Origin of the sequence: Methylobacterium sp. J-030 (genome assembly GCF_022829545.1) — a bacterium.
Taxonomy (GTDB): Bacteria; Pseudomonadota; Alphaproteobacteria; order Rhizobiales; family Beijerinckiaceae; genus Methylobacterium.
In genome coordinates, this window is record NZ_JAKSYM010000410.1 from 35,587 (window position 1) to 49,022 (window position 13,436).

13 protein-coding genes and 1 tRNA gene are annotated in these 13,436 nt (G+C 64.8%); 6 read left to right on the top strand and 8 right to left on the bottom strand.

The features are described 5' to 3' along the window. The first annotated feature begins 60 nt into the window (after positions 1–60). From MKK75_RS34930 to MKK75_RS34950, 5 genes are all read left to right on the top strand, one after another. Positions 61–1,260: an HlyD family secretion protein gene (locus tag MKK75_RS34930; protein WP_244047056.1), complete on the top strand. Its 1,200-nt coding sequence runs from the start codon at positions 61–63 to the stop codon at positions 1,258–1,260. After that, entirely contained in the window at positions 1,257–2,828 is a 1,572-nt protein-coding gene (locus tag MKK75_RS34935) for a DHA2 family efflux MFS transporter permease subunit (RefSeq protein WP_244047057.1), read from the top strand. Before MKK75_RS34930 ends, MKK75_RS34935 begins: the two co-directional genes overlap by 4 nt. Before the next feature lie 422 nt (positions 2,829–3,250). After that, on the top strand, positions 3,251–5,167 hold the full coding sequence (locus tag MKK75_RS34940; protein ID WP_244047058.1) for a glycosyltransferase family 4 protein: 1,917 nt from the start codon (positions 3,251–3,253) through the stop codon (positions 5,165–5,167). Between the two features lie 162 nt (positions 5,168–5,329). Beyond that, positions 5,330–5,647: a glycosyltransferase gene (locus MKK75_RS34945; RefSeq protein ID WP_244047059.1), complete on the top strand. Its 318-nt coding sequence runs from the start codon at positions 5,330–5,332 to the stop codon at positions 5,645–5,647. A gap of 146 nt (positions 5,648–5,793) precedes the next feature. Beyond that, positions 5,794–6,597: a DUF4214 domain-containing protein gene (locus MKK75_RS34950; RefSeq protein ID WP_244047060.1), complete on the top strand. Its 804-nt coding sequence runs from the start codon at positions 5,794–5,796 to the stop codon at positions 6,595–6,597. Between the two features lie 373 nt (positions 6,598–6,970). On the opposite strand, the gene MKK75_RS34955 is transcribed toward MKK75_RS34950, so the two are convergent. The 6 genes from MKK75_RS34955 to MKK75_RS34980 form a co-directional block, all read right to left on the bottom strand. Continuing rightward, positions 6,971–7,870 (bottom strand): ABC transporter substrate-binding protein, encoded by a 900-nt coding sequence (locus MKK75_RS34955; protein WP_244047061.1) that lies wholly within the window; start codon positions 7,868–7,870, stop codon positions 6,971–6,973. Positions 7,871–8,139: 269 nt separating this feature from the next. Beyond that, positions 8,140–9,204 (bottom strand): ABC transporter substrate-binding protein, encoded by a 1,065-nt coding sequence (locus MKK75_RS34960; protein ID WP_244047062.1) that lies wholly within the window; start codon positions 9,202–9,204, stop codon positions 8,140–8,142. 128 nt (positions 9,205–9,332) lie between these two features. Then, a complete protein-coding gene (locus tag MKK75_RS34965; RefSeq protein ID WP_244047063.1) occupies positions 9,333–9,542 on the bottom strand; it encodes a hypothetical protein in 210 nt (69 codons plus the stop codon). Positions 9,543–9,827: 285 nt separating this feature from the next. Continuing rightward, positions 9,828–10,715, bottom strand: a complete 888-nt coding sequence (locus tag MKK75_RS34970; protein ID WP_244047064.1) for a hypothetical protein — start codon at positions 10,713–10,715, stop codon at positions 9,828–9,830. Positions 10,716–10,788: 73 nt separating this feature from the next. Next, positions 10,789–11,733: a ribose-phosphate pyrophosphokinase gene (locus MKK75_RS34975; RefSeq protein WP_244047065.1), complete on the bottom strand. Its 945-nt coding sequence runs from the start codon at positions 11,731–11,733 to the stop codon at positions 10,789–10,791. Between the two features lie 240 nt (positions 11,734–11,973). Further along, on the bottom strand, positions 11,974–12,210 hold the full coding sequence (locus tag MKK75_RS34980) for a DUF4170 domain-containing protein (protein ID WP_244047066.1): 237 nt from the start codon (positions 12,208–12,210) through the stop codon (positions 11,974–11,976). A gap of 259 nt (positions 12,211–12,469) precedes the next feature. On the opposite strand from MKK75_RS34980, the gene MKK75_RS34985 reads away from it, so the two are divergent. Beyond that, on the top strand, positions 12,470–12,862 hold the full coding sequence (locus MKK75_RS34985) for a hypothetical protein (protein ID WP_244047067.1): 393 nt from the start codon (positions 12,470–12,472) through the stop codon (positions 12,860–12,862). Between the two features lie 8 nt (positions 12,863–12,870). On the opposite strand, the gene MKK75_RS34990 is transcribed toward MKK75_RS34985, so the two are convergent. Together MKK75_RS34990 and MKK75_RS34995 are read right to left on the bottom strand one after the other, a co-directional pair. After that, on the bottom strand, positions 12,871–13,107 hold the full coding sequence (locus MKK75_RS34990) for a hypothetical protein (protein WP_244047068.1): 237 nt from the start codon (positions 13,105–13,107) through the stop codon (positions 12,871–12,873). A 227-nt stretch (positions 13,108–13,334) separates the two neighbouring features. Further along, positions 13,335–13,427, bottom strand: a tRNA-Sec gene (locus MKK75_RS34995). Positions 13,428–13,436: the final 9 nt, after the last annotated feature.

A 13,436-nucleotide genomic window follows, 5' to 3' on the forward strand; every position in this document is an offset into this window, starting at 1 on the left:
CGAAACCGCCGCTCGTATTATCAAAACGATACCGTACCGTTTTGATTCTGGCCAGACCCCATGGACGCACGTCGCAGCGACAGCTTCAAGAGCGCCGAGCCGATCGGGGCCGGCGCGGCCCTCGCCGCCGCACCGCCCGTTTCGGCACCGAAGCCGCGACGTCGGGCGCGGATCATCCTGCCGGTCGTCGGGCTGCTCGCGCTCGGCGGGGCCGGGACCTATGGCTGGCACTGGTGGACCATCGGGCGTTTCCTTGAGGTCACCGACGACGCCTATCTCCAGTCCGACAAGGTCACGGTGGCGCCGCGCATCGCCGGCATCGTCGCCGCGGTGATGGTCGGCGACAACCAGCCGGTGAAGGCCGGAGACGTGGTCGCCCGCCTCGACGACCGATCCTACCGGGTCCAGCTCAAGCAGGCCGAGGCCGAGGTCGACAAGGACAAGGCGCAGATCCTCGGCGTCGCCGCGGCGATCGTCCAGCAGCAGGCGCAGGTCGCCTCGTCCCGGGCCGACCTCGCCAATGCCGAGGCCGCGCTGACCTTTTCCGGGCAGGAATACACCCGCTACCAGAACCTGCTGCAGACCGGCTCCGGCACGGTCCAGCGCCAGCAGCAGGCGGATGCCGACCTGCGGCAGCGCCACGCCGCCCGCGACAAGGCCGCCGCCTCCCTCGACGCCGCGCAGAAGCAGATCGACAGCCTGAAGGCGCTCGAAGCCAGCACCCGGGCGAGCCTGGAGGGCGCCGAGGCCAAGGTCGAGGGCGTGAAGCTCGATCTCAGCTACACCATCATCCTGGCGCCGATCGACGGCGTGGCCGGCGACCGGGCGCTGCGGGTCGGCCAAGTGGTCTCTCCCGGCACCGGCCTCCTGACCCTCGTGCCGATGAGCCGCGACATCTACTGCGTGGCGAACTTCAAGGAGACCCAGACCGGCCGCATGGTGGAAGGTCAGCACGTCACCTTCACGGTGGATGCGCTCGGCGACCACGCGTTCCAGGGCCGGATCGAGAGCTTCTCTCCCGGTACGGGCTCGCAGTTCGCGCTGCTGCCGCCGGAGAACGCCACCGGCAACTTCACCAAGGTGGTGCAGCGCGTGCCCGTGCGCGTCGCCCTCGATCCCACGGACCCGCTGGTTGCGCGCCTGCGCCCCGGCCTGTCGGTGGAGGCCACGGTCCACACCGCCGACCCGGTGGAACCGGCGAGCCCCGCCCGGCCGAAGCCCGCCCCGACGGCCCTCGTCAGCGAGGCCCTGCCCCGATGAGTTCGGCTCCGCCCGTGCCCGACGCCAAGGCGAGCGCCCGGGACTGGCTCGCCGTGTTCGGCGCGATCCTCGGCGCCTTCACGGCGATCCTCGACATCCAGATCACCAACGCCTCGCTCGCCGACATCCAGGGGGCGCTCGGCGCCTCCACGGAGGAGGGGAGCTGGATCTCGACCGCCTACCTGATGGCCGAGATCATCGTGATCCCGCTCACCGGCTGGCTCGCCTCGGTGATCGGCCTGCGCCGCTACCTCGCGGTGAACACAATGCTGTTCACCGCCTTCTCGCTGGCCTGCGCGCTCTCGACCACCCTGAGCCAGATGATCCTGTTCCGGGCCGGCCAGGGCTTTACCGGCGGCGTGCTGATTCCCACGGCCATCGTGATCGTGCGCACGCGCCTGCCGAAGAGCCAGCAGGCGGTCGGCATCGCGCTGTTCGGGCTCACCGCGACCTTCGCCCCGGCGATCGGCCCGACGGTGGGCGGCTGGCTCACCGACAACCTGTCCTGGCACTACATCTTCTACCTGAACCTGATCTTCGGTCCGATCGCGGCCGCGATCCAGCTCGGCGCCTTCGAGAAGGCCCCGGCGCGCTGGGGGGAATTGCTCAAGGGCGACTGGATCGGCATCGGCCTGATGGCGACCGGGCTGCCGGCCCTGACTTTCGTGCTGGAGGAGGGGCAGCGCAAGGACTGGTTCGGATCCCCGGTGATCGTCGAGGCGAGCTGGCTCGCGGTGGCCGGCATTGCCGGGTTCATCATCCGCGAGCTGACGGCGGCGAGGCCGTTCATCAACCTGCGGGTGCTGGCCAACCGCTCGGTCGGGGGGGCCTGCGTGCTGATGACCGTGCTCGGCGCGGTCTCGTACGGGTCGATCTACATCATCCCGGTCTACTGCGCGCAGATCCAGGGCTACAACGCCGAGCAGATCGGCACCGTGGTGATGTGGTCGGGCCTGCCGCAATTGCTGCTGTTCCCGATGATGCCGTTCATCATGCGCGCCGTGGATGCGCGGCTCCTCGTCGTCACCGGCACGCTGTTCTTCATCGCGAGCTGCTGGATCAATGTCGGCCTGACCCACGATGTCGGCGCCGACCAGTTGATCCTGCCGCAGGTGATGCGCGCCATCGGCCAGCCGCTGTTCACGATTCCGCTCTCGCAGCTCTCGACCGTGGGCCTGAGCCCGCGCGACACCGCCGACGCCTCGGCTCTGTCCAACATGATGCGCAACCTCGGCGGCTCGATCGGCATCGCGCTCCTCTCGACCATGATCGACCGGCGCGAGCACTTCCACTTCTCGGTGCTGGCCGAGGCGATCACCGTCAACGCCACCCGCACGCAGGACCGGCTCGCGGCGCTCGCCGCCGGGATGCACAGCCACATCGCCGACCCGCTGACCGCCAAGGGGACGGCGCTCGGGATGCTGGCGGCCCAGGTGCGCCGGGAGGCGACCGTGATGGCCTATGCGGACGGGTTCTGGCTGGTGGGGGTGAGCCTCGTGGCGAGCCTCGCCGTGGTGGCGATCCTCAAGAAGCCGCAGCGCGCCGCCGCACCGGTCGAGGCGCACTGAGACCCGTTCCGGTCTGTCCAGCACGGACGGAGGCGATCGATCGCCCCGGCGCCGCGTTCCGGGCGGCACGACATTCGAAAGCCGAGCCACGGCCGTCGCTGCGCCAAACGGCGGGGTCCCCGTGAGGCGAACGGGTGGGCTTTGCCGTTGCACCGGCTCCGACCGACGGCGGCGAGGCAACTGCCGGTGTCGAGGGGCCTGTCGCGAGATCAGCGTCTGTTGCGCCGGGCTCTGGATCGGATCCGCCAAATGATCTTGGGCTCATCCGCGCGATCACCGTCGATTTTCCAAGACAAACATCGTTAAGCGTTGACTCGCAGGCGCGGACTATGCATTAGGATGCTCGGTCGCTGACGTTTTGTGTCAGGAATCAATCTTCTTACACCGCTTGATTTCCAATCTATTAGAATAGATACCGCATCATGGTGCAGGAAAAAATTTATTCGCGAGATATCTTCAAGCCATACGCCGCGTATGTCGAACAATCGGCGCATAAAATTCGAACCTACTTCAATGCGACCAAACCAGCGCGCCCGATCGGTCGAAAAATCCTTGTCGATGGCCCAGTGGCCGGGACATATAGTCTCGCGATTGTAAACAGACACTTTTCACTGGAACTGATGCGGCTTGGCTTCGATGTCTATTTGACTCAGAACGAAGGCCCCGATCCACAGACCGATATCTATTTTCAATCCTATCCAGAGCTCGCGGAGAAATACATCAGCCGCGAGCGGGTGCCGTCATTGTCGTTCGATATTCATACAAAGAACGACTGGCCGATTCAGGCAAGTCCACGCCTCGCACCCGTATTGACCGCCCATTGTTATGCCTGGGAAGAAAGCATATTTCCGGTATCGGTCGCCTCAGAGTTGGAAAAATTCGACGCTATATTTTGTACTTCTCAATATACGATCGATGCCTTGCGTTGCAGCGGCTATACCAAGCCGACATTCTACGTCGGGAACGGGGTCGAACATATCGAGCCCACGATCAACCGGGCGGCGCCGAAGAGCCCGCGCGACAGCCGCCGCGTTCATTTTGTCCATGTCTCCTCAGGCCTGCCACGGAAGGGAATGCGCGAGGGCCTGGCTGCCTTTCTTGAAGAATTCCGCGACGTCGACGACGTCCATTTGACGATCAAGACGCACCATAGCTTCGATAACGAGCTTTATGAACTTGTCGACAATTTGGATCCGACAGAGCGCAGCAAGGTCACATTCGACGACAGTTACATGTCGTCCGTCGCCATCCGGGATCTGATCGCAGCTGCGGATTGCTGCTTCCTTCCGAGCCACGGGGAGGGCTTTTGCCTGCCCGCCGCTGAAGCGATGCGGCTCAGAACCCTGGTGTGCACGACCGATTCGGGTGGAAACAGAGAGTTTTGCACACCCGAGACCTGCATTCTGATACCGACCCGTTTCGTGCCTTCGCGATCGGCGATCGGGCAGGGCAGATCCGCTTGGCTGCAAGCGAGCCGCAGCGATCTCCGGGCCGGTCTCCGGCGAGCCTACGCGCTGTCGAAGCGCTCTGATCACAGCCTGCAGCGCAGGGCCTATCACCGCATCAAAAAGTTCACGTGGCTGCAGGCGGCGAAGAAATTCGTCGCCGGCGTGAATGCTCTTTCGACAGGGGCTCAGCCCCTAAAAAATGGACTGTCGAAGCAACGCATCTGTCTCATAAGCACATTCAATCAAAGATGCGGCATAGCAACGTATTCGGCGGCCTTGCAGGACGCCATGGAAAAGGCTGGATCCGCTCCGTCCGTCATCATTACGGAAGATATTGCAAAATCTTTGTGCACAAAACCCGACGATTCGAAAATCATTCGGCTTTGGGACCGCACGAGCGAGAGTATCGATAAACTGATCCGCTACGCTCAGTCTCACGAAATTGGATCGACTTTCATCATCCAGCACCATCCCGCAATTTTCGGTTGGAACGATCTGACAAAACTATGCGATGGACTCAAGGAATTTTCAAATGACATCGCGATCGAGCTTCATTCCACGGACGGCAAAATTCACCAGTTGGAATCATTTGTTAAGAAAATCTCACCTTATGCAAAAATTGTCGTGCACAACAATATAGACTATCTAAAAGTGGTCGCTCAATCACCGAGCACCGATAGAATCTTTCTATTCCCCCACCCGACATCCGTTCATCAAGGACGCCCCTTACAGCCAAAGCATAAATTTTCTCTCTTTACGTTCGGTTTTTGTTGTCCGCACAAGCGGTTCGAGGATGCTTTCGCGATAGCCCATGAACTCAAGCTCAGACATCGCGATGTGAAGCTCAGAGTTTTTACCGCTATTGATGGCTCAGTACAGAAAAACATATAATATAGCAACTTTCTATATAATCTCAGGAATCAGCTCGGCCTGCGCAAGGAAATCGATTTAGAGTTCGGATTCAAGCCGATATCCGACGTCCTTGCTGCCTCGCGGGAGGCAACAGTCGCGCTCTTTTGCTATGCCGACCTCAGCGAAGGAGGAAGCGGTGCCGTGCGCGTTCCCTTGAGTTGCGGCATACCGACAATCACCTCGCGCTCATCGATCTTTTCGGATCTTACGGGCATATGCCACCAAATCGATACACACGAGACAGTCAGCGCGGCAGATCATATCGAAGATCTTGTATCAGACGCCGGCAAGAGGAAGAAATTAATTGACAAACAATCGGACTACATAAATTTTTCAACCTGGGGCAACCATTCATCGAGAATGATTGGGATTTTGGACGGCGGACATTCCAAGAATACAGCCGCATCAGCCCATATTTTGAATCAAAAAACCATCCCGCTCGAGCAGATTTCAATATGACCCGCAGCGAATTCAGGTCGATATCGTTGTCATATTTCGATAAAGAAGTCGATCATATTGCTTGGATTAGACAAAACGTTTTCCTTGACATGGGAGCAGATTGGATAGCCACCAGAAAGCGAAACTATAAACTGCGGACCGCTCGCATGGTGTTCAATCATTTGTCCCGTGTTTGGCCAGGAACAATCTTTCTTGGAAATCCGGCACGGATCGTGAGCCGGCATCATACAAGTCGCGATTATCTTAAAACAGTTCCTGAAGACATGTTCATCAATGCACTGTACGTCGTTTTGCTGGGACGAATGCCGGATGAAACCGGGCGCGCGCATTACGAGAAGGAACTTCGTCGGGGTGAATCCCGAGATGCCTTAATTGACAGCATAATGCGGTCACAGGAGTTTAAGCTTATCAACAAAAAGAGCCTCTTGTCGCCTGAGGAAGGCGACCTGATAAATTTTCGACGCTTCGTCCAAGACGACTTTATGATCTACAGAACGCAGAGTGCGTCAGTCGGTTTCTTCGATCGCCCGAACACTGCGATCGACGGCCTGTCGACGTCCGCTTGGAGTTCACTCCTTCATGTGGCCGGCGATGACACGAGGCCGTTTTTGTTTCCAGGGCTCATGCTGATCGGACGTTATGATGCCGATAGGAACTTTATCTGCGACAAAGATTGGATCGTCTACGGCCCCAAGATCAGCCTGCCAAATGGCGTTTATGATGTCCTGATCGATGTCGAGGCGCCACAGGATTTTTGCTACAAATTCGATGTCAGCATCAATGAAGGCGCGGAGGTCTTATTCTCCACCTTTCTCGTCGGCAATGTGCGAGCGAGTTTCCGCATCGTTGTTCCGGAAGACGCACAGAGCTTCGAGACGCGGATCCTTAATGTTCATCACAACGAGTCCATCATGAGGTTCAAGAATATTGGGCTGCGGCTCTGTCAGTGAGTTCGCCGGCCCGGGCGTAATCGGGCGTGTCGTTCTCTCCGGGACAGACGGCATGACCGATTTGTGGCGCCCGCGGTCGAGGGACAGGCTGACCGCGCCGATTCAATCGCCGCCAAGGGCGCGGTGCTCGGGGTGCTGGCCGCCCGGATCTGCCGGGAGGCCAGTGTCGTGGCCCGTGCGGACGGGTTCCGTCTGGTAGGGTAAGCCGCCGCCGGGGTGCTGATCCTCAGGACGCCCCCGGCGCGCCGCCGGACCTGTGGCGGCGCCAGGACGGGCGGAGGTTCGCCGGCCCCGTCATGGTTTGGAGCGATCCGGGATCGTCGCGGGTGCGGGACAATGCCCCGAAGTCGGGCGTCGCCGGAGGGATGAGGTTCTAATCGATGATCTCATCGGCCCGGGCGAGGAGCGCCGGCGCGATGGTCAGGTCCAGATTCTCCGCGACCGTCGCGTTCAGGATGAAGCTCAGCCGATTCGGCCCTTGGATCGGAAGATCGCTCGGCTTGGCGCCGTGCAGGATGCGATTCACGTAGTCGCCCGCCTGCTGGAACCAGACGGCCTCCTCGGACCCGTAGGAGGCCAGTCCTCCCGCCGTCACGAAGTAACGGAACGGGTAGAGGGCCGAGATCCGATAGCGGGCCGCCAGGGACGTGATCAGGCTGCGATTCGAGAGGGTGAAGGCGCCCGGCGCGACCAGAAGCCCGACCTGACCCAGGGCGCTCAGGCGCGCGAAGGTCGGCTCCAGATCCGCCCGCTCGCGCAGCGGTATGATCAGGGGCTCCAGCCCCAGGGACCGGCTGACCTGCTCGATCGCCTCCGCCAGCGCCAGGGAGACCGGGCTGCTCGCCCCGTGCTGCAGGAAGGCGATCCGTTTCACATCCGGAGCGATCTCCCGGAGCAATTCCACCCACTTGCCGCCCACGGACGGCTCCAGCACCGTGAAGCCGGTCATGTTGCCCCCCGGCTTCTGCATCGTCGAGACGATGCCCTGCGCGACCGGATCGCTGACCTGCAGGAAGACCACCGGCGTTTCCTGCGCGCGGCGGCGCAGGGCCAGGGCCACCGCGGTCGAGCGGCTGACGATGACGTCCGGCTCCGGTTGCAGGACCTCGGGCAGCACCGTTTCGATCCGGGCCGGATCGCTGCCCACGGAGGCGAAGGTCAGCGTGAGGTTCTGTCCCGCCTCCCAGCCGTATTTGCGAAGGGATTCTTTCAGGACCCGCTCGTTTTCGACGAAGTAGGGATCGCTCTTCGGCATGGGGAAGAGCACGGTCACGCGGCGAAACCGTTCAGGGGCAGCGCAGGTGGCCGACCGCCCCGAAACCAGGACAAGACCCGCGACAAGCCCGATGATGTTCCGCCGCCGCATGATTCGCCTCTGCTTGACGGCTGCTTGCCGCCAAGGACGCGCGATTTGAAATGGTTCGGGCGCGATGGCAACATGCGGTCGCGCGGGTCGGCCGGCAGCTTGGCACAACCGTCAGACCTGGACCGCGTTCGACCGCGCCGTGACGGAGGCCCCCGGCGAGCCGTATCGGCGCGTGCCTACCGGCCCGGCAACCCGTGGACGATCGGGAAGAACGTGTCCTTCCAGTCCTTGGGCTCGGTCTTGATGGTCTTCATCGCGTAGAAGTGCCGGGCCTGGAGCATGATGCCGTAGGGCGTGGTCGAGAAGTTGGTCCCGGGCTGCTTCATGATCGCCACCAGGGTCTCGGGCGGGGTCTTCTCGTTGGTGGCCGCCACGTAGTCCTTGGCGGCCTGGAGCGGATCCTTGGCGATCTCAGCATCGGCCTCGTCGATGGCGGCCACGATGGCGGCCGCGAGCTTCGGGTTGCGGGTGTACCAGCCGGTCCGGGCGTAGAAGATCGCGTTGCTCACCGGCTCGCCGACCAGCTCGTAGGAGTTCAGCACCGCGTGGATCGCCGGGTCCTGCAATTCGCGCTGCTGGAACGGCGGCAGGGAGAAGTGGCTGTTGACGTCGTTGTGGGGGCTGGCCAGGGCCGCCACCGCGTCGGGATGGCCGAGCTGGACGGTGAGCGGGTCGAGCTTGGTCGCGTTCTCGGGGCCGAACGCCTTCTTGGCGGCGATCTGCAGCAGCACCGCCTGGGACGAGACCTTCACGGAGGGCAGGGCGATCTTGTCCTTGCCGGAAAAATCCTTGAGCGTCTTCACGTCCGGGTCGCGGGTGAGCAGCAGCATCGGCGTGGTGCCGACGCCGCACAGGCCCTTCACGTCGCCCCGGGTGCGGTCGTTGAGCAGCAGCATGTTGGTCGAGCCGCTGTCGACGATGTCGATGTTGCCCGAGAGCAGGGCGTCGTTGCCGGCGGCGCCGCTCGTCAGGTTGACCCATTCCACCGCCACGTCCCCGAGGCCCGCGGCCTTGGCGTGCTTCTCGATGAGCTTGTGCTGCTCGGCGAGCACGGCGGGGAGGTAGACGAAGCCCGGCTGCCGGCTGATCCGGACCCTGGCATCGTCGGCCCGGGCAGGGACGACGAGGATCTGGGCGACGAGCGCCAGACCGGCCGGCAGGAGGGCGGCTCCTCGCCGGAGGAGGCGGCGGAACCGCGACGAACCCGGCCGCGACGAGCCCATACGCGACGCACGCACCATGACACTTCTCCCTGCGGCCCGGCGGCTTCGTCTCCGATCCGGGCTCGTCGTTGCGCGCGAGTGGACAGCCTCGCACAAGCTTGCGCAAGAGCCCGTCTGCACGCTCGGCTAACGCTGAAGTCGCATTATCACGCGATCGAGAGCGTCATGCCGGACGGTGGACTCCGCATCTCGGAGAACGATGCGGCGGCCTCGATGATCGCGGGGGCGCGGGTGAGAATCGGCATCGGGGCGAAGCTTCGCACCATCACGGCGGCCGCGCTGGTCGGCGTTATCGCAGTCTCGGGCGTCGGACTCGTCAGCCTGAACTCCCAGGTCGCGCAGGACCGGATGGCCAAGACCCGCAACCTCGCGGATGCGGCCTACGGCGGCGTCCTATCTCGAGGGCAAGGAGCGGGCCGGGCACCTGTCGAAGGCGGGCGGCCCAGGGCGCCGCGATCAGGGCCCTCAAGGGCCTGCGCTACGACGGCCAGGAATATTTCTGGATCAACGAGCGGCCTGAGCGCCCGTCCTGGATTCGAAAGGTCCGAGACCTTTGGCGGGTCCGGGGCAGAGCCCCGGTGACCCGCCAAAGGGCTTAAGCCCTTTGGGGACCCGGGATTTGGATCAAAGCCGCGCTCTGCTCAGAGGCGACCGTCCAGGAAGCCGGCCACGGCCTTGGAGAATTCCGGCGTGCGCAGGTAGCCGTAGGACTTGTGCCGATTCTCGGTGCCGTCCGGCCTCCGGTAGGCGTTGATCACCGGCACGTCCCGGACCCGCGCGCCGGCGGCGTTCGGCGCGTAGATCTCCGCGAAGTCATCGCCCACCGTGGCGATGTCCTGGCGGTCCATCAGGTTCGTCCAGGCATGGAGCGCCGCCGGCACGCGCAGGGTTCCGTGCTCGTCGGCGAGCTTCCGCTTCAGTTCGGCGAGCCCCAGCGGCGAGCCGAGGGTGACCAGGGCACAGCGGGGCAGGGGCGTCCCGTCCGCCTCGGCGGCGCGCAGCACGTCATAGGCGATCAGGCCCCCCATCGAGTGCGCGGCGATCAGCACGTCGTCGGACGCGGCCTCGGCGAGCGCCGCCCGCAGGCGCTCCCGGGCGGCGGCCCGGAACGTCGCGTCCTCGTAGTAGCCCCAGAGGTCGTCGAGTCGATATTCCAGGATCAGGTCGTCCACCGGCGTCAGCCCGGCGGACTCCTGCAGGTAGGAGAGGCCCCGGTAGATCCGGTCGGTGAGCGTCGGCACGGCGCTGGCGGGGTCCCCAACGGGCGAGGGGAACGGGCCCAGACCGTAATCGGGGCGGTAGGGCTCGCGGTTGCGGTCGCCGGACAGCGGCTGCGGGTAGCGGAGATCCGCCCAGTAGACGAAGGTGAAGGGCAGGCCGCCCTCCGGCAGCCCCATCCCGAGATTGCGATCGAGCCCCTCTCGGATCGCGGCCTGCCACCAGGCCGACTTCTCGTCGCGCGGCGGCTTGTTGGCGAGCCCGTGGATGCCGATGATGCGCGCCCGACCCAGTGTCCGCTCCCTGACCAACGCCCCGATCGGCTCAGCCAGATAGGGCCGTCGCGCGCGGGTTGTACTGCGGCCCAGTTTCCCGGTGTGCCGCTCAGTCGAACAGGCTGGAGACGCTGGATTCCGTCGCGGTCCGCCCGATCGCCTCGCCGAGCAGCGGCGCGATGGTCGCCACCCGGATGTTGCGGGCGAGCTTCACCGCCTGCGTCGGCTGGATCGAATCGGTGATCACCAGCTCCTTCATCCGCGAGGCGGCGATGCGCGAGACCGCGCCGCCCGACAGCACCCCGTGGGTGATGTAGGCCGAGACGTCCTTGGCGCCGGCGTTGAGCAGGGCCTCGGCGGCGTTGACCAGGGTGCCGCCGGAATCGACGATGTCGTCGACCAGGATGCAGGAACGGCCCTCGACCTCGCCGATGATGTTCATCACCTCGGACTCGCCCGGGCGCTCCCGGCGCTTGTCGACGATGGCGAGCGGGCAGTCGATCCGCTTGGCGATGGCCCGCGCCCGGACCACGCCACCGACGTCGGGGGAGACCACCATGCGGTCCCCGCTCGGCAGCCGCTCCTTGATGTCGCGCACCATCACGGGGGCGGAGAACAGATTGTCGGTGGGGATGTCGAAGAAGCCCTGGATCTGCCCCGCGTGGAGATCGAGGGTCAGGACGCGGTCCGCGCCCGCCTCGGTGATCAGGTTCGCCACCAGCTTGGCCGAGATCGGGGTGCGGCCCGAGGTGCGCCGGTCCTGCCGGGCGTAGCCGAAATACGGGATCACCGCCGTGATGCGCCGCGCCGAGGACCGGCGCGCGGCGTCGATCATGATCAGCAGCTCCATCAGGTGGTCGTTCGCCGGGAACGAGGTCGACTGGACGATGAACACGTCCTCGCCGCGCACGTTCTCCTGGAGTTCGACGAAGATCTCCATGTCGGCGAAGCGCCGGACCATGCACTTGGCGAGCGGCAGTTCGAGATAGGCCGCGATCGCCTCGGCCAGGGGCCGGCTGGCATTCCCGGCGACGATCTTGATCGAGGACTTCATGAGGAGGACTTCATGGGCGGCCGCTCAATCGCGGCCGGTCTGCCCGCCGCGCTCCGATGACCGGTCCCCTGCAGGGCCGGAACGATGCGATGACGGGTGAGGCTCTTAGCAGCGGGCCGGAAGTGTCACAATGCCTTCACGTAATCCGCACCGTGGCCGCGCACACGTCACGCCCTCGGCCGTTCCCGATCGCGTTACGATCGGCAGCGGCTTCGAACCGTCGCTCTGATGCGCGCGCGGTCAGACCGCCGGCGGCTCCAGCAGCCGGTGCAGGTGGACCACGAAGTAGCGGGTCTGGGCGCTGTCCACGGTGGCCTGCGCCTTGGCCCGCCACGCGGCCTGCGCCGAGGCGTAGTCCGGGAAGATGCCGACGATGTCGAGATTCGCGATGTCCCGGAACCGGACGCCGTCGAGATCCTGCAACTCGCCGCCGAAGACCAAGTGAAGCTTCTGGTCGCTGTCGATCGCCGTTGCCATGGCCACGCCTCCCTCGCCCTTCGATACCCAATGGGCCGCTCGCAAATGGCGGCGCTGCGGTCAAGCCTGAACGCCGCATTCGAGCCCTGCCGTCGCCGCAGGCCGCCGGAACCGTGCCCGATCGCGGTCCCACCACGCACGGCTCCGCGCCTGTGTTGAGACACGCTCTACTTGTGCCGAGCCGGTATCCCCGCCGGCGCAGCGCGCGCGTCGCACGCGGCAGGCGCGAACCACCCGCCCGGCGTGCTACGAGCGGGGCATGATACGCGTATTTCTCCGCCTCTCCGTGGTGGCGCTGGGCCTCGCGACGGCGCCCGCCCTGGGCCAGCAGGGAGGCCGGCCGCCGGGCCGGGGCGCTCCGGACAAGGCCGCGGCCGACCGGCGCGGCGGGCCGCCGGTGATCGGCTGCCCATCGCTGGCCAATTACCGGATGCTGATGCGGGGCGGCCCGCAGACCGCCGCCGGCCAGCTCGCCGATCCGAAGGCGGACCATCTCGGCTGCATCGTCCTGCCACGCGCGGACATCACCGGCATCGCCGACCGGGTCACGCTCGGCGGGCAGAGCTACGATTGTGCCAGCCTGCGGGCGACCACCGCCTGCCACTGGGTCGAGGCCGGGGCTGTCGACCGCCCCGGGCCTGCCGGGCGCTGAACGCCGTTTCAGCGCAGATGGCCGCTGGCGCGCAGGTCCCGCTCCACCGCCTCGTGGACGGCCTGGAGCGGATTGTCGTTCGTTGCGGCCGGCGGGGCGACGACCGGCATCGGTGCGGGTCTCGGGTCGAGGTCCGGCATGAGGGTCGGGCCGGCCTGCGCACGGCCGGCGGGCGGCCGCTTCGTCAGGGTGCGCAGCACCCCGCGGAGACCGGATGGGAAGAGCGCGACGAGCGTGTCCAGCATCGGCCGGCCTCAGCGTTCGCGGCCGGCGGCCGGTGGGGTCGGGAGGGCGAAGGGGGCGGACCAGGTCTTCACGGAGGCACCAGCGCGGATCGAGCCATCGCGGAGAAGCGGGGGCGCCGCCGTTCCAACAACTCAGAATTGCCGATTTTGTCGCGCGTGTCGCCCCGTAATCGATAAAGACTCGGTTACCGGTCTGGTCGATCGAGGACTTGGTGAAATCAGAAACTTGGCGGAAGCGGATGGGAATCGAACCCACCGTACGCTGTTGGCGTACCGCTGGTTTTGAAGACCAGGAGGGCCACCAGACCCCGTTCGCCTCCGGGATCGGG